Here is a 25765-nt window from a genome sequence, read left to right on the forward strand (position 1 = left end):
ATTAACGCATCCCAGGGTCTATCTGGTTAATCAGCGGTGCTATCCAGAACAGGTTATTGCCCGGTAAAAGCGTGCGGGCATTGTGTATAACTCGATCACCGGCGTCGCCGTTCAGCACGCCGGATGTAACGTCAGTCAGCGTATCTAGCAAGCCGAAGGTTGGCCCCAGTGCCGACCCTATGAACCCCCTACTGGCGTATCGTGACTGTGTTCCAGTCCCGAAAATTGCCCCCAGGCCAACCATGCCGCCCGATGCCTTTTCCGCCATGTTGTTGTATTCCATCAGGGGCCCGAGAATACCCGACCGATCCAGACCTTCGAGCACCAGCTTTTGCGGGGATGTATCGATATCCTTCCCGTTAGCGGCCTGTTTCAACGCATACGTCAGCGCGCCAAGGCCAACCTGGAAAGCGGTGCCATAGTAGAATTGCGCCGTTCCCTCCTGCAGGCCGCCGAGCGTGGCGCGGTTATACGACGCCGTGGCGAAGGATTTAAACTGGAATACCGTCTTACCCAACGGGGTGCTGGCCCATAATGGCGTGTCACCGATGCCAGGCGTAATAACCGTGTTGTTGACGTCCTTTAATACCGCCGACTGGAATACGCCGGCAACGTGCTGATCGTCCCATTTTTCAAAATTACCAATATGCCAACCGTCGATCACCTCACCGTGTTTCTGGAACTCGCTGCGGATTCGGCCGGCCATGTTGGGGTTGATCCCGAGCTTCGCCAGTTTCTTCGCGGCGGCCGCTCCAGATAGAATACTGTCCGACGTTATCATGCCGTTTACCGACTTGTTCACGTCGTCGAAATGCCCCATCAGCGTCAGCTTGCCGAACACATCGGTAACACGCTCCATGCCGGCCTCTACGGCCGTAGTACGCGACGAGCTGTCCACCAGGTCTCCCATCGTGCGCGCCCGCGTATGCAAGATGGTTTCCAGACCAACCGCCATTTTCTGCATCTCGGCCCGGCTGGCTTTGAATGCCGGCGAACGGCTGATCAGCGCAGAGTAACCGCGCATTGAGTTGCTAAAGCCGTTCACCATCACGCCGCGAGCCAAGTCTGGGATGGCCGAAACGGTCATGCCGCCCAGCTTCGTGACAAAGTTGGCGCTACGCAGGAAAGCGCCAGCGCGCACAAAGAACGACGATGGATCGTCAGGCATGCCATAGGTGCCAACCAGCCGGTCGCGGAGCGCGGTTATATCGCGAATATCATTGTCCCTGGCTTTCGCCAATTTTGCCTGCTCGGCTGGCTTGCTTCGCATCAGCGCGTCGTATTCGTCCTGAATGTCCTTCAACTGCTTATCGAGACTCTTATTCCCGAAAGTGCGGGTTAACTCGACTTCCGCCGACGCCTCGCGGATATGGCGCTGCAGGACGTAATTAGCGTCGCTTTCCAGATAGTCTTTCATCAGTCGGTCAGGAACGCTAAGCGTTCTCGACCTGGTGCTGCCGGCCGCTTTGACCGTGAACACGTTGGCGAAATCCTGCGGAATTTTGGCGCCCACGATTTTGTTAATGGTCGCGTCAGCAGTAATTTCAGCCTCTTCACGCGACATGGTTTTTTCACCGCGAGACCACCAATCTACCAGCATGTTGCGAAACTTATCGCGCTCACTGATGATCTTCCCGACTTTGTAAACGCGTGGGAAGTAGCTGGTTTGCCCAATAGCTTTAAGCTCTTCGTCTGCGGGTAAAAGGCCAAGTTTCTGCTGCGCCACCTTCACCCTATCCACCACCTGGCGCATCGCACGCGCCGCATCCTGCACCGCTGAATTGCCGTGAATGTCGCCGTTGCGCATGGCGTTACCCACTTCTTCCCGAAATGAGGCGAAACCGAGATCGCCGCCATCGGCCTTATATTTCGCATAGGCCTGCTTGTTGGTTACTACGACCGCGGCCTCTTCACGACGCCAACCACGAACGCGGGTTTCGGCCGCGATCGGCGTCTCAATGCCACGCAGGTTCCCCTCAAGCGTGAAGTTGTTTTCTGCCAGCTCCAGCGCAGTGCGGCGGGCGGTCTTGGATGGTGACTCAATCAAGCGCGTGACCGGCGTCAGGTAGCTGCCGGCTTTACGGGCGAACGTGCCAATCGCCCCACCTGATACCGGCGTCAAATCTTCCAGCGTCGCCTCGCTTATGCGGGCGGCGCCAACGCTCCCTCCTTCCGGCAGAGAGGCGGCGGCGTTGTCCACCGCGCTGGTGACGCTCAAGTTATCCAGAGCGTCGCCGACCTCTCTGGTAGCGGCCTTTCTCACGGCCGGGGATATAGCTGCGCCAGCGCTAGCGAAAACACCGCTCAATAGCGTACCCGCAGCAATATGGCCCGCGCTTTCACCCAGAGTCCTGGTAATCTGCTGGTTGTTCAACGCGATCTCGCTGACCGCGGTGCTTGCTGCACCAATGGCCACCTGCGAGCCAATGCGCGCCAGCGCGCTACCTTGCGCACCAGGAATAAACATTGAGGCTACCATCGTCGGATCAAGCGCTGTCGCCGCAACGCTTGCCAGACCGCCCATTAACCCGGCCTCCGCAACAACTCGACTGTCTTGATCCTCTTCATCGATTTGCTGTTTTATCCATGCCGTTTCCTGCGGAGAGCGCGACTCAGCAAACGCAGTGGCGCGCAAATCGTAGCCCTCAAGTTCACTTTTGTCAGCATAGGGGTTATACCCCTCAACGGGTTCGAATTGCGGTGGCTTGAGATAAAGTCCAGCCAGCATATTATTTTTACGAAACGCAGCGCCCCATACAGAAGGCTGTTCTTCTGGCGGCTTGGGGTTGACTCCCTCCGGCAATGTTTCAGGCTGAGGAACCACGCTTCCAGCGGGCGCATAGCCGTTTTTAAACTCATCTGGCGAGGCGTAGATTGGCATTATTCATAACTCCATGAAAAATATTGCTTTTGACGGTTGACTCGCTCGTCATGTAGGCGCTTATACATTTCATCAAGTGCCCGATGCTTTTCTTTAAAGTCTCGGATCTCTTGACCTTTTTCCCGTTCTGACAGACCCTTTTCCTCTCGTTCTTTTTGCATTTTTTGGTAAGGTTCCCAATCCTGCAAGGAGGGTCTCCAGCGCATAGCTTGGCCGTATTTGTTGTAGTACGGACGCGGGGCCCCATCTTCAGTTTTAACCCAAATGGCGTAGTCTCCACTTCTGGGGGTGGATACATCCGGCACAATTTCCAGCTCACCCCCAATCTTAGGCTCAGGCGTTTTTGTTTCGACAAATGCAGTACGCCCAGAAGTGATGCCAAGCTTTGCGCCACTGGTTACTATTGTGTCGTTACGTTCTCCGTACATAAGCCGTTGTTTTTCCTCTTCCCATTGAGAAGCTTGCCACCCCGCCGGGCCGTGGTTATATAGAGCCTCTGGGGCATATTTCATAAATTGTGCGGTACCATTTACCGTACTGATCATCCAGTTTTTAGATACCTGTTGATTGGTCAACTTTTGTGCTGCTTTAGCATTCCCGCCGGTAGTCCGGTAGTTAATGTCGTAAAGAGACTGGTAATCCGCGCGGAATGCCGCGGCATCCGGCGTTTTATCGTCGGCTGACGGGTCCCACCGAAACAACTGGGTCATGGTATCCCTCGCGGATTTCATGGCCTCATCACGTTCTTTTTTATAGGGACTCGTGCTTTGATCTGCTGACAACTGCTTTCTAAGGGCATCATTTTGGTTATAAGTGACATCCTGGGCATGCTGCACAGCATCGGCTGAGCTCATACCCGCGTCAGTCATTTGCTTAACTGTCATGTAAAAACCCTGCATCTCTTTCGGCATATCACCGACAGAGGCAGGATCCGTGTCGTACAGCCGGCTGAACAGTTCAGCGCCTTGCTTCACGACCTCCGGACTTTTTGCCCGAGAAATAGCCGTTAGCTGCGTGGTGACCTTCTCGGGGATAATCCCGGTTTGCGCAACCTGCTGCACAACAGCGTCATGCGTGCTGGCGTCGTTAATGCGGAAGTTCTGCGCCGTTGGCGTTGAGTCGGCCGCTTTCTGCATTGATTTGTCTGTGGGGTCGAGCTTCTCGCCCATCAATAGCGCATCGTTGAAGCGGCTGGCGTCGCGCTGAGCCTGAATTGCCGTGTTGCTTTTCTGCACCAGGGCGGCGAGTTTGCCGTAGGCGTCCATCTTTATCGCGTAGTCCGGATCGTTAACCTGCGGCTTTACCTTCGAAAGCTCCTGCTGCTGTTGCGCCGGCGATATGTACTGAATGGCCTGGAACGTTCGCGCGCTGTCGATGGCGATGCCGAGCTGCTTCACCATGCTTGAACCCTGCGGCCCATACGCAAATTGAATTGTGGCCCTGTCTGGCATGGCATCTGGCACTTCACCGTTGTATAGCTGCGACATGGTGTTGTTTAGTATCGGGTCAATTTGATTGCGAACCGCTGTGCGCTGTTCTTTTATCTGCGCCTCAGCCATGCTGTCGATTTTATTCACCGATACCGGATCGAGTCCGGTTTTGTTTTTTCGGTACCGCGCCAGCCAGCCGCGAGTCTCCGCCGGGAGATTGCGAATAAATTCAGCTTCGGAAACCTCACCTTTTCGCGGATCGCCAATCTTATCGATCAACTTATCAACGCGGCCTTGCCCCCAGTTATATGCCGCACCTGCCAAAGTCTCCGAGCCATATTTACCATAAAGCTCGTTGGCGTAATCGCTGGCCAGCAGCGCGTTTTGCTGTTCGTCTTTCGGGTCGTATTGCAGTCCGCGCTTGGCTGCCAACTCTTTGCCCGTGGCCGGCATCAGCTGATATTTCCCCTGCGCACCCTCTGATGAAGTGACTATGCTTCCGTCGGCATTAAAATGCTTCCCGCCGGACTCAACTATCGAAATTGCCCGCATATCCAATCCGGCGCCGCTGTTGGACATGAAATCCCCGTTCAGCCATCCGGTGGGGTTGCTTATGGCATAGTTTTGCGCTCGCCATTCCATGGCCTTTTGATTTGCCTCAGACACTGCCGCAGTAATTTGATCTGCAGACCAGCCTTGCGCCTGGCCATATAGCTCGATCGAATGGCGCCGCGCTCCACGAATCAGCCCCGCCGCTTGAGGATCGTCAAAGGCCGAAGCCTCTTGCTCTACCGAATTTTGCACCGTGGCGTTAAGCTGTTGGCGCTGAGCAGATGCGGTTTGGCTGATTTCGAAATTTTTATATGTGCTGGCACGGCGGATTTGCGCGGCTTTCCACTGCGCATCAAAGTAAATTTGCTGGCTTGGAGGTACTCTTTTTCTGGCCTCGTCATAATCGGTTGCGTCTTGCTTATCCATGTCAACGCCGACGCCAGCGGAATTGAACCCCTGCCGTGTAACAAGCGCGCCTGTTTCGGGGTTTTCCCACCGATCGTTAGACTTCGCTTCAAGGTCGGTAAGGATCGCCTGAGTCGCTGCCAAATCTGCTTTATCTTGGACGCGCTGAATATCGCCAGCGGCCTGTCCTACAGCGACGCCGAGGCCAGATACTGCACCACCAATTGCACCCGCCCCCCTAACATCGACTCGAGTAGGATTAACCTCCGGCGTCACATTGCCAAAATTTCCGGTTGGTATCCGCATCAGCGCACCCCCATATTTGAGAACATGTTATTCGACGCCGCGGTGCCGGTGTTTGTCGTCGTTGTTGGATTGGCTTTTTTCCAGCCGGAGTAACCGGTGCCGGCAGCGGACAGCAGCGAGCTGCCCGCGTTGATATAGCCGGACGTCGCCGCATTGCGGCCGCTGAGTCGGTCGGCCTGCGCCTGCGCGTTGTACCGCGCGCCGGTGTTCATGCCGTTCAGGATCGTCGTGTATGCGTCCTGCTCGGCGTCGCCGGTGATGCCGGACGTGATGCGCAGCGCCGTACCCTCGCCAGTTTCTACGCCCGACGCCGCCAGCGCCGCGTTTGCCTGTGCGGCCTGCTCACGCCCTGCCTTGCGTATTCTGTCGGCCTGTACGCGCGCTGATGCGCGTGCGGCCTCGGCGTCTGCGTTCGCCTGATCCGCCTGGTAGTTCGCCATTTTCTGCTGCTGGATACCGCTTGCAGCAGCGCCGCCGGCAGCCAGCACCGATGATGCAACCAGCGCTATTTCCACACCTGTGCACATAATCAAATCTCCTTCGAATACAACAGGCCAGTACGCGACAGGCCAAGACGTTCATACATCGCGCCGGTGCGTTCTTCGTGTACGCCCGTGGTGATGCCCATATTGATAACGGCGGCGCCATTGTCAGCGGCCCACGCGATAAAGGTTTTAGCCAGGCGCGGGCCGGCAGATCCGCCGCGGTGTTCAGGCGCGATAAACAGCCCGTACTCGAACGCCATCAGCTTGCGCGAAAACCACTGCTCGGCGATGCCACCGGCCAGCCAGCCGATCACCTGACTGTCGCGCTCGGCCACCAGCACGCACCCACCCGGAGCGGCAATCAGGTGTTGCGCCAGCTCGGCGCATTTCTGCTCGTCGAATGGCGAGGTTTCCGCGTAGCGCGATTCCAGGTACATGCGGGCGCCAAGCTCAATCAGTGCCGGGATATCCCCGGCGGTTGCGTTGCGGATCATTGTCAGCCCCCGTTGCTGGTGAAAGTGGTGATAATGGCCAGAAGGTGGAACGGCAGCGGTTGGCGCTGCTGGATAAGCAGCGTGTCCTCGCCCTTTTCCCAGCCCAGCTTTCCGAAGAAGTGATCGCCGGTGAACAGCGGCGCCGGCTGATTGAGGATTTTCGGGCCGAATGTACGGAACGGGATCACCTGGCCGTTGCACTCGGCGCCAGTGGTTTCGAGGAATCGCATCGTCACTTCGCTGGTGCGTTTCTTGGCGCTCTGCGTTGTCCCCTCGGTGGTGCCTACTTCTGGCGTTAGCGTTTGGATGGTGGATTCAAAATGCAGGCCGATTTCCACGCGGTTGGCTTTTCGTGTCAGTGTGATCTGCCCGCCGGAAACCACCTGCGCAGGCATCACAGAACCGTCAGCCACTACATCGACAGTCTGCCCCTCGAGGTGATTTAACCCTGCCCACGTCGTCGCCCCGGCCTCGCTGCTGCCGGTTACGGCGGCGTCGGTGTACAGCGTCGAATCGAACACTTCGATATAGCGCACTAGCTCACCGCCGAAATCCCGGCGCACCAGCGCGTAAACCACGTCGTTGCTGTCTGACGGAATAGACGCCACGGACTCAAAGCCGCCGGCGGTGATCTGGCGAGACCAGGCGATCACCTCCTGAGCCCGGTCGATTGCCATCGTCACCATTACGCCGTCGGTGCGTACAAGCCAAATAAAGGCGTCAGGCTGTTGCTGGTACGCCATATCGATCACGCCGCCGGCGGTGATGTGTTCCGCCAGCACCGTCATATCGTTGGCCGAATATGAAACAAAACTGTCCGGATCATAGGCCACGGCGTAGAGCTTTCGGCCGGCACGCTGCACGAACATGATTTCGGTACCGACGCGCACCGGGCGGATCCCGTTGCAGCCGTAGGGGCTGGGGTTTTTCACCGAGATATTTGTCGGGGTGATCGCCGCATCGTTGCCGGCGGTGATCGTGAACTCTCCGCCGTACGTCAGCGCAATCAGCGTGTTCATTTGCGCCAGGTGCACAATCGGGTTGAGCTGGTCGGAAGACAGCGTAAAGCTGATCGCCTTATCGTCGTCGGTACCCAGTTCAAACGACAGGTAAACGCCGGTTTCACTAAACCAAATAGTTTGCGGATACCTGACAGAGCCGGCCAGAACGAGGCGCTGTTGATGCAGTGTCACGGCGCCAGGGTAGCCGTATTCGTCAGTCCATACCGTGTCTTCGCGCGTCCACGCACCCGGCGACGCTGCCTGTGTGGCGGTTAGGTCAGTGCGGATAACGCCGACGGCAATCTGCTCGCTGGTGATGCTCTTGATCAGCACCAGGCCGCTGTTAATACGGACGTATGAGCCAACATCCTCGGCAACCCAACCGGGGCCGGTGAATGGCGCCGGATCCTCGCTGTCTTTCGGTGGCTCGTCGTCGCTCAGCGTCAGCGTGATTTCTGAGCCTATAAACTCCTTAACTGACGGCTTGCACCATTTTTCCGGCGTGTCGCGAATTTCGTCGAACGGCTCAACGATAAACGGGCATGGCTCGAGCACCCAATCAAGTTGCCCGCGTCGCTGCAGTCGATGCGGTTTAACGCCCTGGTGTACCAGAAACATGGTATCGGCGCCCTGAACGTAATTTACGGCCGGCAGCATGGCGGAGCTGTAAGGGCTAGCGATTTCATACGGGGTGTTGTCGTCGTTCACCAGCTGCGCGCCGTTCTGGAAAATCCGCATGTAGCCGTCGCCAAACTCCAAAACGTACGCCTGAGAGCGGTTAAAAACGTAGGGGATCAGCCGGGCGCCGCGATCGCCATATTTGGCCGCAGCCGCGTAACGGGTGCCGGGGCGACGCATAACCCCGCCCTGTACCACACAAACAGCGTTCTCGATCTGCTTGGCGCCGTTGGCGTAACGCGCGATATCAACGCGGCCCATGAGACGCGGGGAAATCTCGCCGGCGGTGAAGTTGGTTTTTATCAGGTTGGCGCGCACGGTCAGAACCTCGAATCGTAAGTTGGATAGCCGCCAAGTTCTTCCGGCGGATCTTCCTGCCCGTCAATAGCCTTGGCTTGGCGCAGCAGGTAGGCAGCCTCCTGGGTCAGGCTGTCGCGCAGGCTGGCGGATGCCGTTACCGCATAGGCCAGCTTGGCCGCCATGGTGGCTTCGGCCAGATTGACCAGCGCCGAGTCCCAGGTCGATTCGTCTTCGTTGCGGAAGATGTAGCGCAGGCGGATCACGTTCTGATTTGCCAGCAGCTTCTTGCCCTCGATGCGATACGGGATTTCGTCCCAATCTTCGCCGATGGAAAGGATGCGGATCAGGTCACCAGGTAACGGAAACTGGAAACCGAATCCAAACGCCGGCGCCGTGCTGCTGGGTGAAAGCACCACGCGTTTAACCGCGCAATTCCATGGGTGCTTGCGCAGCAGGTCATTGCGCACAGTCGGGTAGATATTTGAGCACAGGCGGGCGTGTTCGGTGTTTTCGTCAAAGCTGTTGATCGGGTGCGCGCCGAGCGCGAGCAGTGCGTTAGAGCAGATAGAAATACTGGAAGCCATGGCGTTACCTCATGAAAAAGGCCGGGGTGTTATCCCCGGCAAAGGAGCGCTGGCATTAAGCGGTGAAGTCGATCGCGACAACCTTGTTTTCGGCTGCGCGGCCGGCGCCATATGACGCATCGACAGAAATCTGAATGGTGTTGTTCTTGTCACGGCGCGGGCCGATATCGGTGTTGTACTCTGCACCGGTACCGAAATGCACCGCGGACTTGCACCAGGCGGCGGCGGTCTTGGTGGTGACAGCCGGATCGCCGGAGCTGGCCGAGTCCAGTTTTTCGTATGCCAACCACTTGAAGCCCAACCAGTTGCCGGACACCGCACCTTCCTGCAGCATTTTCACCGCCATGTAATCGGCGCTGGTCAGGGTGGTATCGCTCAGGATCTGCGTCAGCATGTCGGCGTTGTACGTGATGAACAGCTCTTCGCCGTTCTGTTCGTCACACTCGTTGCGGCGGAACATGGCCTTAGCGGCGATCAGCTTGGCCTTGGTCATGCCGGTACCGCCGGCCACAATCTTCTGAGACGCCGGCAGCGCCACAGGAGCATAGGCGCCAGTGTCCGAGGTTTTGCGCAGAACGGTATCCAGCAACGCGCGGTAAATCACGTCGTCCTTTTTGCGGTTCGCGGCCGCCAGGGTCAGTTGCAGATATGGCCCCTGCGGGTCGGCGATCAGTTTGCGCAGATCGCGTTTTTCCACCGGCACGAACACGCCGTAGTCCGCCATCAGCGCGTTACGGGTACCCGCTTCAGGCAGATCCCAAACCGTATCGCCGAAGCGCTCGGTGATTGGGTTCATCTCAATGGTGCCCATATCGTTGATGGTGAACGATGCGCCGGTAATCATCCCGCGATCGTGTACGGCAGCTTGCAGGCGCGAGTCCTTCTGCTGCGATGCGATTTCGAAAGAATCATGGAACTGCTGCACAAAGGCGGCGGTGATCATGTTCTTGTTCGGATCAAAAGCCATTTTTATCACTCCAAAGATTATCGCCTGCGAGGTATCGGTTTCCCGGCTCGGTTCAACGCTGGCCGGTTGGCGCATACGGTCAGCGGGGAATCAGGTATCCGGCTACCACGCCGGGCTGTTGGAGTGATTTTGTTGCGTGTGCGCGGTCGGAATCCCGACCAAATGAAAACGCCAGCGGTTAGGCTGGCGCTCGATGTTGTGTGGAGGCTGTTACTCTTCTTTCTGGCGCAGCAGTTCTCGCAGGTGTGCGTCGTCATGCATGCGCTGTTTCAACAGGTAGCCCTCAAGCATCCAGATTTTTTGCACAGCGTTGTCGCGGGCGATCTTGCGGCCGATCTCGGCGTCGAAGTTCTCAGGGCTGGCGCAGGCGCTTTCGCCGGTGACGGTAAAGCCATTCTCTAAAACCAGAACGCAAAACGTTAGCAGGCGAAGCTGATTCGCGTCATCAAGCTCTACAGCGGGAATATCCTCCCTATTGGCCAACGCGCCAATGCGGCCGTCGTACCCAGTGAAGTAATGTTCGCTGGTGATAACGTTCTCGATATGGTCAGGCGTTACGCGCGGCGCGGTTTTGCCTTTGGCTTGGATTTCCTGCTCGATTTCTTTGTCGGACATTGGTCTTTCCTCGGATTATGCGACGGTTTGGTCGCCATAGGTTTTCTGGTAGAACGCGCGCACCTGGGCAGATACACGTTCGTGATCTGCGTGTTTCGGGTTGCTGTAAGCCTCGGACTTCATCAGGTCTCGGATGCTCTGTTGCTCTTCGAGATTGATTTGGCCATTACCAACGGTGGTATCCTCGCCCATCTCCGCACCGATTTTCGCCAGCATGCGGATAACCATCGGGTTGTTGCCGATCTCGTCCATCTTGCCTTGGTCTGCAGGGTCAGCCAGCGACATAAACGCGCGGTGTGCCAGCCCGATATTTTTCTGGAATTCCGCATCTGTTTTCCACGTGCCGCGCAGCTCAGTAGCCGCCGCCTCTTGATCCAACTCGGCAGCACCGCCCACCAGTACCGGTGCGCGGCTCATGTACTCGCCAAGGATGAAGCCCATCTGATCGTTGGTGATGCCCTTGGCGTGCGCCGCCTTGAGGAATCCCTGCATCTCAGGGTCGGCCTTGAACTCGTCCCATTTGAATCCCTCGGCCTCTACCTTCGGGGAATATTCTTCGACAGTTTTCGGCGGAACATCGCCGCTGCCGAAGCGCTTGGAGAGGTGCGAATAAGCATCCGCCAGCTTGCGCGCCGAGTCTTGCAGGTTAAATTTTCCATCAGCGCCGCTGGTGCGGTACTTCTCAGGAATAAAATCACCCTCGGCCGCCTGGTCAGTGGCACCGGTGCTGAGCAGAGAATTGCCGCCAGCATCACCAGTATCTGGTTTATCCGCATCGCCATTACCCCCAGCGTCAGCGCCTGCATCTGCGTTCATGAAAAGGTGTTTAAGCTTCCACATCGTCGTTTACTCCGTCTGCCAGATTAAGCTGGCGCAAAATGAAATCGAGCACGTCACGTTGCCCGGCCTTAAAACAGGTTTGGCGGTCACCCTCAGGGCCGCCCTTCACAAAAATTGATCCACCGAAACGCCGGGTTAATTCGTCCAGCACCTCGGCGCCGCCGGCCGTCTCTTCAAACAGCCGCTTGTAATCCAGTGGTGAAACTTTCTTGATGCCCATCAACCCCCCGCCAGTTGTTGGCCAATTGCTTCACCAGCGCTCTGTCCTGCCGCGCCTGCCGCCTGCTGGCCGGCCTGCATCAGCAATGCCTGTTGCTGTTGTTGCTGCTGCGCCTTAGCGCGCTGGTCGCGCAGCGTGGACACGTCCGCCGACGAGCGCATAACCTTGGCCGGTACACCCAGCGCCTCGCCGACAACGCGGCTTGCTTCGTCGCTGTCCATGTTGTCGATAATGTCCGGGTAAACCTGCACCAGCTGCATAACGTTCTGGGCGTAACGCTCAATCGCTGTGACGTCCTCCAGCTTCTGTGCGCGCGCCAGCGGCGAGATATAACGCACGTTGAAGTTTGCGGCGTTCATGCTCTCCGGCGGCTCAGGGAACACGCCAGCGCGGAACGCGATACCGAAACAGCGCTCGACAAGCGGCTGCAGGTATTCCGCCTGGAATCGTCCGTATACCGGCCCCAGCAACTGGCGGATCAGTGCGACGCGCACATGCACTTCGGTGGCCGTCATGGCCGGGCCGTCTTGCGGCTGCAGCTGGTCGGCCATCATGATCTTGCGGATTGACGCCTGCAGACGTTCCTCAGCGGTGAATGCGACGTTGAAATCGGAGCCGGTCAGCAGTGGTTTCATGCTGTCGACGCTGTTGGCCACAATGATGCGGCGCGGCCCCACCTTGACGGTGCGAGGATTAAGCACGCCGTCATCCTCGGCGATCCACATGCCTGAAATCGCCAAATCCTGCGCAGCTTTCTCCATGCGTTTGGTTTCGTTCAGCTCCTTGCAATCGGGCAGCGCGTCATAAACCGGGCCGATGCCGTACGAACCGCCGGGGATTTTCATCCAGCGCGGCACGCAGCATGGGAATTCGTGATATCCGGATTCACGCACCACCTTCTTGGCGGTCACGTCGATGTTGTACGACGCGAAGCGAAGGTTTTTAGCCAGGCGCGCGTTAACCATGTAATTCGTACGCGGGAAGATCGCATGCAGAAAATCAAACTTGTCGTCTGGCTTTTTCTTGGCAGCGTCGCGGATCTTCTCGCTTACCGCATCTTGGCCAAACTCGGCGATCGCCTGCTCGGCGGTCAGCTGGTAGCAGCGGAAAATCGTATCGACAATGCCGTCCTTGCGGGTCGATGCAACGTAGCACTGCGCCAGCGGCCACTGCTGGAATGAATAGCCGCCCTCGTCCCGGTCTTCATCGACGTACAGCACAAACCAGCCGGCACATACCACATCGAGATTTGCCTCGTAGCCCTCGGCGTCGAAGTTGGCCGCGTGGATGTTTTCCCAAACCAGCGTTGCGCAGGTAGAAAGCCACGCCTTGGCGTCGTCCGGCAGGGATTCGCTGTCGAGATTCAGCCACTGCGCGTTAGCCGGCGTCATGCCGGACATGAGAGCAGACGCGAGCATGCGCGAGCTATCGGTCGCCGTGCCGTCCAGTAGCTTGGCAACCTTGTGCTTTGCGCTCTGGGCGTCCAGCACCTCAGACGAGAAACCAGCGCCGCGCAGCGGGTACGTGTAGTCGTAGCACTCCCGCCAGACGCTTTCGTGCATCTGGCGAGAAGCCTTGAGCGTGTTCACGCGTTTAATCAGCCTTGCGGCGGTGTCGTCCATCAATCACGCCCCCAGCGTTGATTTGTTGCCTGCCGCCTGAGCACCACTTGCGAGCAGTGAATCACCGGCATCTGCGGCCCCCTCTGCGCCGCTGGCCAGCAGTGAGGAGCCTTTCTTGCGCTTTTTACGGCTTGCGGCGTCGGCGTTTGCAGATTTAGCCGCGGCGTCTGCTGCTGCGTCGGCTTCTGCCTGCGGGTCGGTCTGCACAACTTTCGGTGTAGATCCACACATAACGGTTTCCTTAGCCTGGTACGTGCCAGCCGTGTTCGGTTAAAACAGGTTTGCCCGGTGCTGGCTGCTTCTTGCCCTCTTCGTTCGTCACCATCGGTCCGGCGCCGCCGGTTGCCACATCGGTGGCTTTCTTCACCAGGGTGAGGAATTCGAGGTTATCGGTCAGGCGGTGATCGTCAGCGTCGAGGAACTCCAGCCTTTCGAATCGAGCGATAATTGCTGCGCCCTGTTCATTCAGGCCGGAAAGGATCACGTTACGCTCCTCCAGTGTTGCGCCGTCGAGCAGCTTCGCAACACGCTGCTGCAGAATCGCTGTTTTGTCATCGCCGGCAGGTTCCGGCTCGCCTGCGGTAATCAGCGTGGCGCCAGCGGTGGCGGAGTTCAGCTGTTCCGGCGTATTTGCGGGCTGCTGCACGACAGAATTCAACAGCAGTGCGTCAGTGGCGTTTTCTTCCGGCCGCTGATTTTCCTGTCCAGGGGTTTGGATTTCTTTACGTGGTCGTCCCATTGCGTTTACTCCGTGGATTGATGAGCGGTCATTGTCTGCCCTGCTTGCGGTCGGATTCCCGACCAATTACCGGGCGCTTGAATGTCCACCATTGCCGGTAAAGCACCGTCGGCAGGCTGCCACGGTCTGAGCCTGTCGCTTGGCACCAGAGAGCGATCAGCGCCTCACCGTCTCCATGGCGCGGCTCAGATCCCGATTTCCAGCCGAGAACGGCAGATTTCGATACGCCCAATTCCTCCGCGATGCTCTGCGTTGCCATGCGGGTGCGGTTGATATCGGTAATCACGCGAAACCAGTCGGTGCGGAATGTTGCGACGAGAGGCATAATCAGCCCCCTAAACGCGCGCGTGCGCGAGCATAGAGAGGGGTGAACGCGCCGCCGGCCATTGCAAGAAGATGGGCCAAACAGGATTTTGTTCTTTTCCACCGCTGGGCGCCCTCTGACTTTTCGCTATTTCCTGCTGCTCTTAGGGATAGGATTAAATTCTGCATTCGCGCAATTCCTCCACTTCCCTTGTGACTTGTTCCAGCAATTCCAGCTCAGAGCCGTAATTCTTCTCCCATGTTTTCCTTCCTGCGTGTACAGCTACACCGTGGCCGCCAGTGCGGTGATGCGGTGGGCATAATGGGAGAGTTTGCTTATGGGTGGCGCGCTGTGCTGTGCCCTGTCCTGTGCGGATATGGTGTATTTCTGCAGGGGATGGGCCGTAACCCAGGTTGCGGCAGACGACGCAGCCAAGCTCTGCCACGTCGGATAACCATTGTTTTTCGTCTTTGGTCGCCATGGTTCCCCCTATGCCGTGTAGCTGAGCAGTTGGGAGGCGGCGTTTTCTGCAGCCTGCTGATCTGGGAACGCCCGGAACAGAATGAAATTCCAGAGCACATCGATGGTGGCTTTGTAGAGCTGGGCAAACTCGATGTCGTCCATCTTTGCGAACGATACGCTGCGGGGTTCTTTGCGCTCGCTGCCATCCGGCATCTGGTATGCGGTGTAATGGCCGGATTGGATCGTTACCCAGGCGCGGAATGCCTCGAACGATTTTGCGGCGCTGATATTCCCGGCGCGCTTTTCTGCCACATCCTGCAGATATTCGTCGGCGGCTGCCTGCAGCGTGCTTTCGTTCCCGGCGTAATACGCGAGGAATTTCACGTAACCGGTGATCAGCTCTTTGTCGGTCGGCGATATGGCACCGCCGGTCGGTTCCCAATACTGGAAGCCGAGATTCAGCAGGGAGAAATACTTGCGGTGAAATGCCGGGTTGCGAGCCTGGCTAAAATCGGCATACAGAACGGCGCCGATCTTCACTTTGGTTTTCAGGAATTCGATCGCGTCCGGGGTGGCCGGCACTAACAAATTTCCTGCGGATTTTACAAACGAATACTGCGCCATGGGCTTTCTCCGGTGGCGCAGCAGTTGCTCAGAATTCGAACGGGCTGGGTGTTCAGTCCAGCCCGTTAATTATAGCGCGTTTCCATCAGGTCTCACAACTGAATAACCTGCGGATTTTGCCAAATCAATCAACGCGTTAAATGATACTATATGCTCGTTTTCCTTAACGATGCGAGTGCCTGTGATTGAGCCTTTTTCACATGTTATTACTACTCTCCCGGTATTGGGCAATGACTTAATCAACTCTTCAATATCAATCAATTAACTATCTCTTTATTGTGTACCGCAATGATATTGCACCAAAATACTGTACATATAAACAGTAGTTATTTTTGTGCTGTACGTCAAACAAAAGGCCGAGGCACTAAAAAAGGCCGCCTTCGCGACCTTTAATTTTACTCCCCACCATCCGGCACTGTTCGCACTGGCTGGGCGGTGCACAGCACACGAAACTCGTAATCGTTGTCCGTCGCGTGTTGCACGCTCATCTCTGCGTGTAGCTCTGCTGTGATGCGCTCCCAGTCTCCCCACATGTTGTGGCCGCTGTTCCAGTAGCGCATTTCCCATGCCACCGGCTGCGCCTCCCGGTTAGCCGCCACCGCAAATTCCAGTGCGTCGATATGCTCCACGATGGCCTTGATAGTCTTTTGGCTGGCGTACTGCCATAGGCCTGACTCTAATTCGCATTTCTCCTTTGCGCTTTCTGGTTCTGCCTTGGCTATTGCCCGCATGTATTTCAGTAGCGCTCGAAACTCTTTGGTTGTTTCAACAGCGCTCAACTGCTCGGTCGTTAGTGTCATGCATCATCCCCATCTACGGCTACAGTGAGACCAGCACCAAGAAGCATTGAGATAACATCCAGGCGGTAGTTATGTGCACCATCAGACCATTGATATCTGTCGCCGGAAGATGATTGGCGTATGTCAGGCAACCGCACCGGCGTAGCCAGCTTGGCTTCCAGCTCGGCGATGCGCTTATCCTTCGCTTCCAGCTCTGCCAGCAGGGCGGAGACGTACTCTTGCGAGTAGAGTGGGGAATTTTCGACTCCATCAGCGATAAGCTCATCACGTTCGTCTTCTTCCGTTGTGGCATGTTGCAGACCGTATGCATGCCAAGTCCACGCCACCGGCTTGCTCAGTTCGTTCAGCTTATTGTCCATCACTCGCTATCCTCATCATCGCGCTTAACGATATAGAACTCTTTGCAGCCACAGCGTGGACAGGTTGAATCCTTAACAGGCACGCCACCAATCGGCTTACCTTCAACCATGACGCGCTCGGAGTGCAGGTGAACCAGCTTGCACTTCCTTCTGCAGCATTCGTATGTGTCGTTTGCCATGCTCATAATGCTTTCTCCTGGGCCTCGGCCCCCTTCACGAAGATGATCCAATGCGTCTTATCGTTTTTGCCGGTGCGCTGCCAGATAGCCGGATTTTCATCAGTGAGGGCGATGATCTGGCTAACGGGTATCTGGGTTTCGTTCCATTTGAAGATCAGCACGCCGTGTGGCCGCAGAACGCGGAAGGCCTCAGCGAACCCGGTACGCAGTTCATCGCGCCAGGTTTCGCGGTCGAGCTTCCCGTACTTTTTGCCCTGCCAGCCGTTGGGGCCGACGCGCTCCAGGTGCGGCGGATCGAACACGACGACAGGAAAACTGCCGTCTGCGAACGGCAGCGCAGTGAAGTCGGCGATCAGGTCAGGAGAGATAACCAGCTTTCTGCCGTCGCACAGGGTGTGGCTCTCGCTCCGCTTGTCGCTGAACACAGCGCGCTCGTCTTCTTTGTCGAACCAGAACATGCGGGAGCCACAGCACATATCCAGAATGCTTTTGCCGTCGAGGCTCAGTTCATTTGCTGGTATCATTTCAGCACCTCCCAGGTGATCACCGCCGTCACAATAACTGCCCAGAAAATCGAGCATGCCCAGAACATCGTCGCCCATGGGTTGTTGATCACCCAGCCCTTAAAATATGTCATTGCCCCTTACCCTCTCTGCGGTCACGCCAGTAATTCAGGCGTGCTCTGAAATGTTCCCGGTATTGCTCCGGCGCCTCTTCAATCGCCACCAGCACAGTGTTGCGGGTGATCTTCCTCGCGAATAAATCGCGTACCAGGCCGCAGGCGCGCAGGTCGAACTGCTCTAAATCGCGTTGTTCCTGCGTCCAGGCGCCTCGATTGAATGGCAGACCGGGCGGTAGATAGTCCGATTGCCCGGCCATGGTTTATGCCCTCGATTCGGCCGCCAGACGGCGCATGACGTCTTTTTCACGTGGGGGTAACCCACTTGCCACGCTTTTCTGTATCTCGCGGCGTACGGCCGTTAGAGGCTTCAGGATGTGCAGCACACGATCGAGGGGCATGCGGAGCATCAGCGCGATGCACTCGGGGGAACGCCCCAGGCGCTGCAGCTCGTAGATACCGGTCATCACCCGGCGGCCGTAGCTGATACGGTCACCGATTTTGACGATCGGGCCGGATTCGGCTGCCGGCCGGGCGACGCGCTGAGGTTTTGGTGGTGGGCAGTACGGCGCGCGGGAACGGGCGCGGGCTGCCTGGTTGATGCGGTCGAGAATCGCCGGCGCGTGGTCGCATCCGTCATCCATCACAAACCGCTTATCGCGGATCATTTCGTTGATAGTGCTCATGGTCTTTCCTCGTTTTGGTCGTTCAAGCGCTGGTCAGGCGCCGGTTAAAATGGCTTTGTCGCGTAACGTCGTTCTTTCGGTTTGGGTTGCTGTGCCTCCTTCTGAATGCGGGTTGCCTCCTCTGCCACTACCTGATCGCAGGCGACGAAGTGGCCGTTTTTAAACTCCTGGTAAACTGTGCCACAGGGGCCGAATCGGTTTTTACCAACGATGATTTCTGCGTAGCGCGCCGCCGGTCCGTCCGGGTTATAAACCCCGTCACGGTACAGCAACACGATGCTGTCGGCGTCCTGCTCAATCCTGCCGGACTCGCTGAGGTCGGACATTGTCGGCCGCCGGGCGGTGACCGGACGATCATCGACTTTCCGCGATAACTGGCTCAGCGCCAGCACCGGCGTTTTGCTCCGCATGGCCATGGTTTTCAGGCTGCGGGAAATATGGCCCATGGCCAGATCATTGCGCTCTGCTTTGGGCTTGGCGATCAGGCCCAGATAATCGACCATGGCGACCGCCAAGTGCGGGTAGCGGCGTTTGTGCGTTTCGGTTATAGCGCGGATCTGGTCAACGTTGAGATCGGTGGCGTCAACAATCCAGATGTCGCGGTTGTTCAGCACCTCGAGCGCCGTGTGTATCCGCCCCCAGTCCTCGTCACAGAGCGATTCCGGCTTGCGCAGCTTCGACACGGACAGGTTTCCGGCCCCGGCAACTGAACGCTCTACCATCTGCAGCGCCGCCATTTCCATGCTGAAAATCAGTGCCCCGCCGCCGTCGCGCGTAGCGCCCTCGATCACCTTCAACGCAAATTCGGTTTTACCCATACCCGGGCGGCCGGCGACAACGATCAGATCTTGCGGGTTCCAGCTGCCGGTAATCGCGTCCAGCTCAGCAATGCCGCTGTGCAGGTTGCGCATTTCAGCGTCGCCATTCATGCGGCGATCCATCAAGTCCATGTAACCGCCCAGCAGCTCGCCCAGGTGCACCGGCACCACGCCGCCGGTATCGGCAGACATTTCAATCAGCTTGCTTACTGCCGACTGGATCGCCGCGTCGCGCTGCTCTTGGTTTCTGGCGTTGCGGATGCTATCGGCGCCATCTTGCAGCAGCGTGGCCATTTGGCGGCTGCGCCAGCCCTTGGTTGCCAGCGTCGCGAAGCCTTTCAGGTTGGCCAGCGTGCCTGGCATGCGGCTGACTTCCACCAGCGAAGCCAGGCTATCGCCGCCGAGCGCCTCGCTGATCAGCACCACGTCGATCACACCGTGCGTCAGCGCCTGTTTTTTAATTTCCCGGTAGGCCTCGCGGTAAAACCGGATGCTGAAAGCGTCCTCGGGCATGGTCGCAATTACGTCCAGCGCGTCAGGTGTGGCACCGCCAACCAGCAGGCCGCTCAGCACGGTCGCTTCCATCTCCTGCGGCGTCATAGCGAACCCTCGCGGGTTTTAACCAGCACTTCGGAGCGGAGCAGGTAATCGAACCCAGCGCGCCAGCCGCGGTTGTTGTCGCCGAAGTAAAACGGTCCGGCAGTGTCGGCGAACGTTTCAAGGTAGGCTTTCACCGCGTCAAGGGTCGGTTCATGCAGCTCACCCAGCAGGCGCTTGATTTGGCGTTTTCGCTTGTCGTTCAGTTCCTGCACCTTCGGCAGCCGATCACCAAGGATTTCGTTGTAGGCGTCAGCCACGTCCTGATATTTAATTTTTGACTTATCCGGCGCGCCAGCGTCGTCCCCCTCTAGGGGGTTAGGGGGTGATTCATTGACTGGTTCAAAAGACTGACTGATTCTGGGTGCAGGAGCTGCACCACCCCCTGGTGCAGGAGCTGCACCATAGGGTGCAGGATTTGCACCACTGCCAGATAAGGTGATGTGGTAAACATTTGAGCGATTAAGTCCGTTCTCAGCCAGGCGTTTTTCGATGCGCACCAGCCCATCTTTGACCAGCTGCTGAATGTGATTTTGCACCGAGCGCTCGGAGATTTCGCACTGCTCAGCGATGTAAGGCACCGACGGCCAGCATTCACCCTGATCGCTGGCATTGTCGGCCAGTTTCAGCAGCACTAATTTGCGCAGCGGGTTGCCAACTTTGATTTTCATGGCCCGCACCATCAGTTCCATGCTCATGATCAGATCCCCAGAGAGTCTGCAAGCTGGCGGCACGCGTCCTGGTACTGCTCCGGCGATAAGTTTTCTTCACGCAGCGCGGCCTTGCCCTGCTCGTATTGTTCCCAGACGGCATGCGCGGCAGCCTGGCGATCTTCAAATATCGGTCTGATTTCTGCGGCGTCGGCGGGCATGCCATTCAGGCGCCAGCCGTTCCGGTATGTGATGTGGTTGGCTTGCATTGGTCTTTCCTCGGTACAAAGTTTTTACGCGGCGCTGGTCAGGCGCTGGGTTTCCTGCAGGGCGACAAGTGCGCCGGCAATGCGCTGCGGCGTGTCACAGGCGCCAAGCAGGATTGCGATAATCGCGGCGGCAAATTCACGTATGGCCACCGAAAGCAAATACTGTTGAGTCGGGCCGGCCAGCCTGGCGCGCCGTTCCGCCGGCAGCGCAGCGAGCATGGCGTCGGCCAGCTCCTGCACCTTCTCACGCGCGGCTTTCGACTCGCTGCGCATGTGGCGGAAAATCGCCTGCCGGTTGGTGTTGATCGCTCGCCAGTCGGCGGCGCCGGTTTCATCCTCGATCGGATACAGCCGAACCCGGCCACCGTCGGCGCCGAGCAGGAACCATGCGCGCGTGATCTCGATGGCAACGTGTTCCTGCCCCTGCTCCGCCGCCCAGCTCACGATCTCGTTTTTCAGTTTTTCGATGTTTTCCACTTCGCGTCTCCTGTCGCTCGAAAACCAATTTTGCTTAATCGGATTTCGGTGGGGTTGGTTGTTAAGCTGCACCCTTGTTGACACCGTCGCGGTTTTGATAAAGCGCGGGATCGTATTTCAGGGCACCGTTAGTAATACGTTCAAGACGAGCGGCACGCCCTTCGGGAACAAGCTCGCCCCATGCGTAAACAGTTGGCTTTTTTACGCCGGCCGCAGCAGCCAGCCCTGCTTTAGTTTTGAAGAATGCGATTGCATCTGCGGTATACATACGGACACCTCTTGTTAGATTTGTCTAACAAACTAGATGTTCAGGATAACGAAGTCAAGAAAATTTAGAATAATCTAACTATGACATTACCCGGCGAGCGCATTCGTGCGCGAAGAAAAGAACTGAAACTCACCCAGCGCGCTCTTGCAAAGAACGTGCAGGTTGCCCACGTCACAATCTCGCAATGGGAGACGGGTGACAGTGAGCCAGGAGGGAAAAATCTATTTGCCCTCAGCAAGGCTTTACAATGCTCACCTACGTGGATTCTTTACGGAGATGAGAATCAGCAGCCAGGCGATCCGGTTGAGTTGCCGCGTCAACTCGATGAACGTGAGACTGAACTGCTGGATCTGTTTAAGGCATTACCAGAGTCTGAGAAAGAAGCCCACCTAGCCTCTCTTCGGGAAAAAGTCGATGGTCTGAACCGGCTGTTTGAAGAGCTGCTTCAAGCCAGAAAATCCCTATAAAAATTAACCCAATGTTTTCATGACGTTGGGTTTTTTATTGCTCATTTTGTTCGTTTTATCTAATTTTATGTTGACCGCAAAGTTAGAATTATCTAAATTACTTTCCATCAACAGCGCACTAACCCTGCAGCGGTTGTTCAGAAATGTTCCGCCAGCCGGGCGATACGCGGCAAAGGATTTAAACGTGGTGGTCGTAACTTCGGGGCGTTGTTCTCGGCCACCACAACCCGAAAGACATTGCTGTGTGTAGTCTTTCGCCCCGCGCGCCGGGGCAATTTTTTCACCCAGCAAATTGAGGAAAGACCAGCGGCCTGACCAGCCTGACAGCCGGGAAAGACCGGCAACCACCAGACGTAAAAAAACCCGCCGAAGCGGGTTCTTTTACCCCGGCGCCGACCAAAGCAACCGGGAATGACACAGGGGACCAACCCTGTATCGAGGAAAGACCAATAACCCATGGAGCTACTGATCAGCTCCGATTATATCAGGAGTCGCTATGAAAGCACTACAGATACCCGCAAAGCTGTATTTCTTGTTAAACACAAACTCTTACGGTGAAAAATACATCGTAAGCACTGCGGATTTATCCCTTCACGCCACCTATTACGTTCTACTCGAAACTCGCGATGCATCATTTGAGTTTTCAGTGCCGGAACCGATCGAGATTATCGGCAAGCAGGTTGACGCCCTACGCGCCAAGAAAGAGCAGATCGCCGCTGAGTCGATGAAGCAACAGCGCATCATTGAAGACCAGATCCAGCAGCTGCTTTGCATCGATCACACCCACATCGACGCTGACGAAATCCCATTCTGAGGGCGCGGCCATGGATATCGAAATGGATAACCTGAAATCAGAGCTGGTGCTGTGGTATGGAGTCGATCCAGCAAGCCAGCGCGATCAGTTCGAAGCCGCGGCGACGCACGGCTATTCCGACGAGGCGATCGAGGTTTTCACCTACATCGACGGCAACGCCGCCGACACCCGCGACCGCCTACTGATGGCCGTAATGATGGCGACGCCTGACACCCTGCAGCAGCGCCAGCGTGAGCTTTACAGCTGGTATTGCGACAACGTGAAAGCCGTAGCGCGCGAGAAGTTTTAACCCACCCCGGCGCCTGACCAGCGCCGTTTTTTAACAGAGGAAAGACCATGCCAATTTACATTTCACTTTTTGAGCCAAAGAAAAAGGCTCTGGTTAACGGCGCAGTGGCGCTGGTGATCGCGCTCGACGCGCCGAACAAGAAAGCGGCCGAGGGTATCGCGATCGGCAAGCTGTACGAAAAATACCCTGAAAGCGTTGATAACTTTTTCGGGGCGAAAACCGTGGAAGATCAGACCGGGCACCCTCGTCCGGCCATCGGTCAGTTCGATGAAAAATTTGCCGCTGAGAACGTATTCGACGGCAACGCATGGACGCCAAAAGAGCCAGAGCCGGAAGTGCCGGCCGGCCCGGTCGATTTGATGGCGCAGCCTGCAGATATTCGGATCGCCGCCGTCGTCATGTACTGCAATACCGAGATCGATCACCATCAGTTGTCGATGGCTGCGGATTTCATCAACGATGAAGAAACCCCGGACGATACCGGCATGCGCGACCTGATCACTGGTCTGCAGTCGGTAAAAGCGGTCGGAGCTATGTCACCCGAGGCGATTTTGCGGCTGGCGCAGGCTGTCATTCAGAGCTTTGGGGATGATATGCCGTCGCATGATGATGTTGTCGAGTTTGCTCAGGCTTGGGTGGATAATCCGCGCGACCGTGAAAACCTGACGCCAGCCAGCACCAGCACCAGCACCAGCACCAGCACCAGCACCGACAATACCGGCGGCGCGGCCGACTACAATACCCTGAGCATGCACACCGCACTGTCGATCATGGGCGTTAATCCTGCGGATGCGAAAGCGGCTGACGTGAAGAACGCCAAAGAGATTATCGCAAACCGCGATAACGATTGGCGCGCGTGGGACAAAACGCTGCGTGTGATCGTCGGCATTCTCAACGTCGAAACGGACGTGCGCCACGGCATCATTTCCGACGGCCTGAAAAACCTCAAGCTGATCAGCGACGACACAGAACGCCTGCACTTTGTGAAATCCCGTCTTGCTGGTCACCCTGCATGTGCCGAACTGGCGAACTATGGCAAGGGCGACGAGAGGCCGGTCGAGGTGGCCAACCTTGGCGGCGGCCGCTTCTCTATCGAAGGTCTGATCGGCAGCGGTGAGCAGCAGCATGCGGATCCAGACACGGCGCAATCTGCCGCCTCAAATCAGGGTGAAAAAACGGAAGTGGCGCAGCAGCAAGTTACCGATGCCGCGGCGGCGCAGGCCAAGCAGCAACTGGATCAGATGGGCTATAGCGTTTACGCCAACGCGCCAGCGGAGAAATCCCCGCAGCTGCAGCAGGCAGAAGAAAACGCCGACCGCGCAGAAGCACTGGCGCAGCAGCTGAAAGCCGACGATTTCCAGCAGCGCGCCGCGCAGGTTGAGCAAGTTATCGCTGAGCAATCGGCAGAGGATGGCGACAACCTCGGCATTTGGAACCGCGTTTATAAGACCGACGCTAAATTTACCAAGGCATTCAGCAATAACGGCGGCGGCACATCGATTAACGGCACCTACATGGTGATGCAGGCCACCAAAGTATTCGGGCCGCAGGGCATTAACTGGGGCGTAGAAATCATAGAGGAGCGTTTCGACAATGGCGCTCCAATCATGCGACCGGTGAAGCAGCAGGACGGAAGTTTTTTTCAAGAGATCATCCCGAACGGCGCAGGCGGTTATCTGTGTGAGGTAAACCACACCGTGAAAATCCGTCTGTGGTACAAGCACGGCGGTAAAACTGGCGAAGTGACCTCTTACGGCTGCACCCCATACATCTACGCTATGAACAGTGGCAAGCTTTTTAGCGACGGTGAAGCGCCGAAAAAGTCCCTCACTGACGCCACCAAGAAAGCCCTGTCACAACTCGGCTTCTCCGCCGACGTGTTCCTCGGCCTGTACGACGATCTGACCTACCGCCAAGAGAACGATGCAGAGTTCGCCCTCAAGAACGCCAGCGAGAAAGCCGAGGGTGTAACCCGCATGCGCGAAGAGTTGGACGAGCATCTGGCGAAAGTGGCTGAGACCCTAAAAGGCGCGGTCACGGCGAATGAAGCAACCAAGGTTCACGGTTCTGTCGCCCGTGAGATTGAAGCCCATCGCAAGGCCGCCGACGGAAAAGGCGATAAAGAGTTTGCCCAATACCTGGCCGGCCGCCTGCGCCGACTGACCGCCTTGAAAGATGAACGTATTGCCGCACTGACCGAGGAGAAAGCATCATGAGCAGAATACACAGCAACACGGCCATAGCTATTTCTGCCGATATGTCGAAGCTTCAGTCTCTGCTTGAAGATTCTGAATATGATGGCTCGGAACTAACGCCAGAAATGATCGCCGACACAATGGAAGGTTTAGAGCTACAACTCGGCGACAAACTTGATTCAGCATTTATTCACGTTCGCAATCTTGAGGGGCAATCCGACACGCTGGCGGCGGAAATCAAACGTCTGACCGACCGCAAAAATTCATTCGAGAACTGCGCCAAGTCGATCCGCAAGTACGTGCTGGCGTGCCTGCTGGCCAGCGGCCAGGGCTCCATTAAAACCACCGCAAATACGTTCACAGCGCGCAAAGGATCTGCCAGCGTGGTAGTCGACAATGCCGACCTGCTACCGGATGAACTGGTGACTGTGCAAACGGTGGTAGCGCCGGACAAGAAAGCCATCAAGGAGGCAATCGAGAACGGCGTGGAAGTCAAAGGCGCGCATATCGAAATCGGCGAACCATCGCTGCAGGTGCGGTAATCACCCGGCCCCGGCAACGGGGCCAATACTGAGGATCTCACATGCTGAGAATGTACCTGGCAAAAGGCGACGCCGTGCGCGTGCAGTTCTCCGACGGCACTATCGGCACCATCTGGGCCGAAAGTCGTAGTGAGCTGGTGTTTGACTTCCCCAACACCGAGCGGTTTAAGCGCGAGAAACAGGCGTTTAAAAAACCGATTACGCCAAATCAGAAATAACCACTACCG

33 protein-coding genes are annotated in these 25765 nt (G+C 57.0%); 6 read left to right on the forward strand and 27 right to left on the reverse strand.

What is annotated here, in order from left to right:
- Position 1: 1 nt before the first annotated feature.
- The 26 genes from ACJ8HB_RS02290 to ACJ8HB_RS02415 form a co-directional block, all read right to left on the reverse strand.
- Positions 2 to 2881, reverse strand: coding sequence for a hypothetical protein (locus ACJ8HB_RS02290; RefSeq protein WP_164146196.1), 2880 nt, complete (start codon positions 2879 to 2881; stop codon positions 2 to 4).
- Complete coding sequence (locus tag ACJ8HB_RS02295; protein ID WP_094887860.1) at positions 2881 to 5574, reverse strand: transglycosylase SLT domain-containing protein; 2694 nt, start codon at positions 5572 to 5574, stop codon at positions 2881 to 2883. The genes ACJ8HB_RS02290 and ACJ8HB_RS02295 overlap by 1 nt, the downstream gene beginning before the upstream one ends.
- The gene (locus tag ACJ8HB_RS02300; RefSeq protein ID WP_060435333.1) at positions 5574 to 6101 is read right to left on the reverse strand and encodes a hypothetical protein; all 528 of its coding nucleotides are present in this window, start codon (positions 6099 to 6101) and stop codon (positions 5574 to 5576) included. Before ACJ8HB_RS02300 ends, ACJ8HB_RS02295 begins: the two co-directional genes overlap by 1 nt.
- A 2-nt stretch (positions 6102 to 6103) precedes the next feature.
- Positions 6104 to 6553 carry a GNAT family N-acetyltransferase gene (locus ACJ8HB_RS02305; protein ID WP_094859732.1) on the reverse strand — a complete coding sequence of 150 codons (450 nt, stop codon included), beginning with the start codon at positions 6551 to 6553 and terminating at the stop codon, positions 6104 to 6106.
- A gap of 2 nt (positions 6554 to 6555) precedes the next feature.
- The gene (locus tag ACJ8HB_RS02310; protein ID WP_094859731.1) at positions 6556 to 8550 is read right to left on the reverse strand and encodes a hypothetical protein; all 1995 of its coding nucleotides are present in this window, start codon (positions 8548 to 8550) and stop codon (positions 6556 to 6558) included.
- A gap of 2 nt (positions 8551 to 8552) precedes the next feature.
- Positions 8553 to 9116: a hypothetical protein gene (locus tag ACJ8HB_RS02315; protein WP_047568204.1), complete on the reverse strand. Its 564-nt coding sequence runs from the start codon at positions 9114 to 9116 to the stop codon at positions 8553 to 8555.
- A gap of 55 nt (positions 9117 to 9171) precedes the next feature.
- A complete protein-coding gene (locus tag ACJ8HB_RS02320; RefSeq protein ID WP_047571653.1) occupies positions 9172 to 10083 on the reverse strand; it encodes a phage capsid protein in 912 nt (303 codons plus the stop codon).
- A 210-nt stretch (positions 10084 to 10293) separates the two neighbouring features.
- Positions 10294 to 10698: a Gp49 family protein gene (locus ACJ8HB_RS02325; protein ID WP_047568208.1), complete on the reverse strand. Its 405-nt coding sequence runs from the start codon at positions 10696 to 10698 to the stop codon at positions 10294 to 10296.
- Positions 10699 to 10713: 15 nt separating this feature from the next.
- On the reverse strand, positions 10714 to 11538 hold the full coding sequence (locus ACJ8HB_RS02330) for a hypothetical protein (protein ID WP_094859730.1): 825 nt from the start codon (positions 11536 to 11538) through the stop codon (positions 10714 to 10716).
- Positions 11525 to 11758, reverse strand: coding sequence for a Bbp19 family protein (locus ACJ8HB_RS02335; RefSeq protein WP_047568214.1), 234 nt, complete (start codon positions 11756 to 11758; stop codon positions 11525 to 11527). Before ACJ8HB_RS02335 ends, ACJ8HB_RS02330 begins: the two co-directional genes overlap by 14 nt.
- Positions 11758 to 13380, reverse strand: a complete 1623-nt coding sequence (locus ACJ8HB_RS02340) for a portal protein (protein ID WP_047568217.1) — start codon at positions 13378 to 13380, stop codon at positions 11758 to 11760. The genes ACJ8HB_RS02335 and ACJ8HB_RS02340 overlap by 1 nt, the downstream gene beginning before the upstream one ends.
- 3 nt (positions 13381 to 13383) lie before the next feature.
- Positions 13384 to 13611 (reverse strand): hypothetical protein, encoded by a 228-nt coding sequence (locus ACJ8HB_RS02345; protein WP_094859729.1) that lies wholly within the window; start codon positions 13609 to 13611, stop codon positions 13384 to 13386.
- Positions 13612 to 13621: 10 nt separating this feature from the next.
- Complete coding sequence (locus tag ACJ8HB_RS02350; protein ID WP_094859728.1) at positions 13622 to 14119, reverse strand: hypothetical protein; 498 nt, start codon at positions 14117 to 14119, stop codon at positions 13622 to 13624.
- 28 nt (positions 14120 to 14147) lie between these two features.
- Positions 14148 to 14444, reverse strand: coding sequence for a hypothetical protein (locus ACJ8HB_RS02355; protein ID WP_060433296.1), 297 nt, complete (start codon positions 14442 to 14444; stop codon positions 14148 to 14150).
- A 154-nt stretch (positions 14445 to 14598) separates the two neighbouring features.
- On the reverse strand, positions 14599 to 14904 hold the full coding sequence (locus ACJ8HB_RS02360; RefSeq protein ID WP_094859727.1) for a Ref family recombination enhancement nuclease: 306 nt from the start codon (positions 14902 to 14904) through the stop codon (positions 14599 to 14601).
- Between the two features lie 8 nt (positions 14905 to 14912).
- A complete protein-coding gene (locus ACJ8HB_RS02365; protein ID WP_047568227.1) occupies positions 14913 to 15509 on the reverse strand; it encodes a DUF1367 family protein in 597 nt (198 codons plus the stop codon).
- Between the two features lie 395 nt (positions 15510 to 15904).
- The gene (locus tag ACJ8HB_RS02370) at positions 15905 to 16309 is read right to left on the reverse strand and encodes a hypothetical protein (RefSeq protein WP_094859725.1); all 405 of its coding nucleotides are present in this window, start codon (positions 16307 to 16309) and stop codon (positions 15905 to 15907) included.
- Entirely contained in the window at positions 16306 to 16668 is a 363-nt protein-coding gene (locus ACJ8HB_RS02375; protein WP_094859724.1) for a hypothetical protein, read from the reverse strand. The genes ACJ8HB_RS02370 and ACJ8HB_RS02375 overlap by 4 nt, the downstream gene beginning before the upstream one ends.
- Before the next feature lie 181 nt (positions 16669 to 16849).
- Positions 16850 to 17371, reverse strand: a complete 522-nt coding sequence (locus ACJ8HB_RS02380) for a class I SAM-dependent methyltransferase (RefSeq protein WP_094859808.1) — start codon at positions 17369 to 17371, stop codon at positions 16850 to 16852.
- Positions 17372 to 17480: 109 nt separating this feature from the next.
- Positions 17481 to 17726: a hypothetical protein gene (locus ACJ8HB_RS02385; protein WP_047568234.1), complete on the reverse strand. Its 246-nt coding sequence runs from the start codon at positions 17724 to 17726 to the stop codon at positions 17481 to 17483.
- A gap of 3 nt (positions 17727 to 17729) precedes the next feature.
- Positions 17730 to 18152, reverse strand: coding sequence for a hypothetical protein (locus ACJ8HB_RS02390; RefSeq protein WP_047568238.1), 423 nt, complete (start codon positions 18150 to 18152; stop codon positions 17730 to 17732).
- Between the two features lie 44 nt (positions 18153 to 18196).
- Positions 18197 to 19570 (reverse strand): replicative DNA helicase, encoded by a 1374-nt coding sequence (locus ACJ8HB_RS02395; RefSeq protein WP_047568241.1) that lies wholly within the window; start codon positions 19568 to 19570, stop codon positions 18197 to 18199.
- Positions 19567 to 20265: a helix-turn-helix domain-containing protein gene (locus ACJ8HB_RS02400; protein ID WP_094859722.1), complete on the reverse strand. Its 699-nt coding sequence runs from the start codon at positions 20263 to 20265 to the stop codon at positions 19567 to 19569. Before ACJ8HB_RS02400 ends, ACJ8HB_RS02395 begins: the two co-directional genes overlap by 4 nt.
- 2 nt (positions 20266 to 20267) lie before the next feature.
- The gene (locus ACJ8HB_RS02405; RefSeq protein WP_047568246.1) at positions 20268 to 20486 is read right to left on the reverse strand and encodes a hypothetical protein; all 219 of its coding nucleotides are present in this window, start codon (positions 20484 to 20486) and stop codon (positions 20268 to 20270) included.
- A gap of 24 nt (positions 20487 to 20510) precedes the next feature.
- Positions 20511 to 20963: a toxin YdaT family protein gene (locus ACJ8HB_RS02410; RefSeq protein WP_047568249.1), complete on the reverse strand. Its 453-nt coding sequence runs from the start codon at positions 20961 to 20963 to the stop codon at positions 20511 to 20513.
- Positions 20964 to 21024: 61 nt separating this feature from the next.
- Positions 21025 to 21231 (reverse strand): Cro/CI family transcriptional regulator, encoded by a 207-nt coding sequence (locus tag ACJ8HB_RS02415; protein ID WP_047568252.1) that lies wholly within the window; start codon positions 21229 to 21231, stop codon positions 21025 to 21027.
- Between the two features lie 80 nt (positions 21232 to 21311).
- Between ACJ8HB_RS02415 and ACJ8HB_RS02420 the strand changes: the two genes are divergently transcribed.
- A complete protein-coding gene (locus ACJ8HB_RS02420; protein ID WP_047568254.1) occupies positions 21312 to 21698 on the forward strand; it encodes a helix-turn-helix domain-containing protein in 387 nt (128 codons plus the stop codon).
- 3 nt (positions 21699 to 21701) lie between these two features.
- Here ACJ8HB_RS02420 and ACJ8HB_RS02425 read toward each other — a convergent pair whose 3' ends face one another.
- Entirely contained in the window at positions 21702 to 22046 is a 345-nt protein-coding gene (locus ACJ8HB_RS02425) for a hypothetical protein (protein ID WP_141240898.1), read from the reverse strand.
- Positions 22047 to 22194: 148 nt separating this feature from the next.
- Here ACJ8HB_RS02425 and ACJ8HB_RS02430 point away from each other — a divergent pair, with 148 nt between their 5' ends.
- From ACJ8HB_RS02430 to ACJ8HB_RS02450, 5 genes are read left to right on the forward strand one after another with little or no spacing between them, the layout of a single operon-like run.
- Positions 22195 to 22512, forward strand: coding sequence for a hypothetical protein (locus ACJ8HB_RS02430; protein ID WP_047568257.1), 318 nt, complete (start codon positions 22195 to 22197; stop codon positions 22510 to 22512).
- A 10-nt stretch (positions 22513 to 22522) separates the two neighbouring features.
- A complete protein-coding gene (locus ACJ8HB_RS02435) occupies positions 22523 to 22801 on the forward strand; it encodes a hypothetical protein (RefSeq protein ID WP_047568258.1) in 279 nt (92 codons plus the stop codon).
- Positions 22802 to 22848: 47 nt separating this feature from the next.
- Positions 22849 to 25017 carry a hypothetical protein gene (locus ACJ8HB_RS02440; protein ID WP_164146220.1) on the forward strand — a complete coding sequence of 723 codons (2169 nt, stop codon included), beginning with the start codon at positions 22849 to 22851 and terminating at the stop codon, positions 25015 to 25017.
- Complete coding sequence (locus tag ACJ8HB_RS02445; protein ID WP_047568264.1) at positions 25014 to 25538, forward strand: siphovirus Gp157 family protein; 525 nt, start codon at positions 25014 to 25016, stop codon at positions 25536 to 25538. The genes ACJ8HB_RS02440 and ACJ8HB_RS02445 overlap by 4 nt, the downstream gene beginning before the upstream one ends.
- 41 nt (positions 25539 to 25579) lie before the next feature.
- Entirely contained in the window at positions 25580 to 25756 is a 177-nt protein-coding gene (locus tag ACJ8HB_RS02450; RefSeq protein WP_170943472.1) for a hypothetical protein, read from the forward strand.
- Positions 25757 to 25765 lie beyond the last annotated feature (9 nt).

This window comes from Serratia sp. CY27727 (assembly GCF_052169275.1).
GTDB classification, from domain to species: Bacteria; Pseudomonadota; Gammaproteobacteria; order Enterobacterales; family Enterobacteriaceae; genus Serratia; species Serratia sarumanii.

Excerpts from the sequence above, each read along its gene's own strand:
- ACJ8HB_RS02380 (WP_094859808.1), bottom strand. The coding sequence starts at position 17,371 with ATGATACCAGCAAATGAACTGAGCCTCGACGGCAAAAGCATTCTGGAT.
- ACJ8HB_RS02390 (WP_047568238.1), bottom strand. The coding sequence starts at position 18,152 with ATGAGCACTATCAACGAAATGATCCGCGATAAGCGGTTTGTGATGGAT.
- ACJ8HB_RS02320 (WP_047571653.1), bottom strand. The coding sequence starts at position 10,083 with ATGGCTTTTGATCCGAACAAGAACATGATCACCGCCGCCTTTGTGCAG.
- ACJ8HB_RS02300 (WP_060435333.1), bottom strand. The coding sequence starts at position 6,101 with ATGTGCACAGGTGTGGAAATAGCGCTGGTTGCATCATCGGTGCTGGCT.
- ACJ8HB_RS02430 (WP_047568257.1), top strand. The coding sequence starts at position 22,195 with ATGAAAGCACTACAGATACCCGCAAAGCTGTATTTCTTGTTAAACACA.
- ACJ8HB_RS02365 (WP_047568227.1), bottom strand. The coding sequence starts at position 15,509 with ATGGCGCAGTATTCGTTTGTAAAATCCGCAGGAAATTTGTTAGTGCCG.
- ACJ8HB_RS02360 (WP_094859727.1), bottom strand. The coding sequence starts at position 14,904 with ATGGCGACCAAAGACGAAAAACAATGGTTATCCGACGTGGCAGAGCTT.
- ACJ8HB_RS02370 (WP_094859725.1), bottom strand. The coding sequence starts at position 16,309 with ATGACACTAACGACCGAGCAGTTGAGCGCTGTTGAAACAACCAAAGAG.
- ACJ8HB_RS02355 (WP_060433296.1), bottom strand. The coding sequence starts at position 14,444 with ATGCCTCTCGTCGCAACATTCCGCACCGACTGGTTTCGCGTGATTACC.
- ACJ8HB_RS02335 (WP_047568214.1), bottom strand. The coding sequence starts at position 11,758 with ATGGGCATCAAGAAAGTTTCACCACTGGATTACAAGCGGCTGTTTGAA.
- ACJ8HB_RS02385 (WP_047568234.1), bottom strand. The coding sequence starts at position 17,726 with ATGGCCGGGCAATCGGACTATCTACCGCCCGGTCTGCCATTCAATCGA.
- ACJ8HB_RS02445 (WP_047568264.1), top strand. The coding sequence starts at position 25,014 with ATGAGCAGAATACACAGCAACACGGCCATAGCTATTTCTGCCGATATG.
- ACJ8HB_RS02415 (WP_047568252.1), bottom strand. The coding sequence starts at position 21,231 with ATGTATACCGCAGATGCAATCGCATTCTTCAAAACTAAAGCAGGGCTG.
- ACJ8HB_RS02345 (WP_094859729.1), bottom strand. The coding sequence starts at position 13,611 with ATGTGTGGATCTACACCGAAAGTTGTGCAGACCGACCCGCAGGCAGAA.
- ACJ8HB_RS02325 (WP_047568208.1), bottom strand. The coding sequence starts at position 10,698 with ATGTCCGACAAAGAAATCGAGCAGGAAATCCAAGCCAAAGGCAAAACC.
- ACJ8HB_RS02290 (WP_164146196.1), bottom strand. The coding sequence starts at position 2,881 with ATGCCAATCTACGCCTCGCCAGATGAGTTTAAAAACGGCTATGCGCCC.
- ACJ8HB_RS02420 (WP_047568254.1), top strand. The coding sequence starts at position 21,312 with ATGACATTACCCGGCGAGCGCATTCGTGCGCGAAGAAAAGAACTGAAA.
- ACJ8HB_RS02295 (WP_094887860.1), bottom strand. The coding sequence starts at position 5,574 with ATGCGGATACCAACCGGAAATTTTGGCAATGTGACGCCGGAGGTTAAT.
- ACJ8HB_RS02330 (WP_094859730.1), bottom strand. The coding sequence starts at position 11,538 with ATGTGGAAGCTTAAACACCTTTTCATGAACGCAGATGCAGGCGCTGAC.
- ACJ8HB_RS02375 (WP_094859724.1), bottom strand. The coding sequence starts at position 16,668 with ATGGACAATAAGCTGAACGAACTGAGCAAGCCGGTGGCGTGGACTTGG.
- ACJ8HB_RS02305 (WP_094859732.1), bottom strand. The coding sequence starts at position 6,553 with ATGATCCGCAACGCAACCGCCGGGGATATCCCGGCACTGATTGAGCTT.
- ACJ8HB_RS02400 (WP_094859722.1), bottom strand. The coding sequence starts at position 20,265 with ATGAGCATGGAACTGATGGTGCGGGCCATGAAAATCAAAGTTGGCAAC.
- ACJ8HB_RS02405 (WP_047568246.1), bottom strand. The coding sequence starts at position 20,486 with ATGCAAGCCAACCACATCACATACCGGAACGGCTGGCGCCTGAATGGC.
- ACJ8HB_RS02340 (WP_047568217.1), bottom strand. The coding sequence starts at position 13,380 with ATGGACGACACCGCCGCAAGGCTGATTAAACGCGTGAACACGCTCAAG.
- ACJ8HB_RS02435 (WP_047568258.1), top strand. The coding sequence starts at position 22,523 with ATGGATATCGAAATGGATAACCTGAAATCAGAGCTGGTGCTGTGGTAT.
- ACJ8HB_RS02395 (WP_047568241.1), bottom strand. The coding sequence starts at position 19,570 with ATGACGCCGCAGGAGATGGAAGCGACCGTGCTGAGCGGCCTGCTGGTT.
- ACJ8HB_RS02315 (WP_047568204.1), bottom strand. The coding sequence starts at position 9,116 with ATGGCTTCCAGTATTTCTATCTGCTCTAACGCACTGCTCGCGCTCGGC.
- ACJ8HB_RS02440 (WP_164146220.1), top strand. The coding sequence starts at position 22,849 with ATGCCAATTTACATTTCACTTTTTGAGCCAAAGAAAAAGGCTCTGGTT.
- ACJ8HB_RS02450 (WP_170943472.1), top strand. The coding sequence starts at position 25,580 with ATGCTGAGAATGTACCTGGCAAAAGGCGACGCCGTGCGCGTGCAGTTC.
- ACJ8HB_RS02350 (WP_094859728.1), bottom strand. The coding sequence starts at position 14,119 with ATGGGACGACCACGTAAAGAAATCCAAACCCCTGGACAGGAAAATCAG.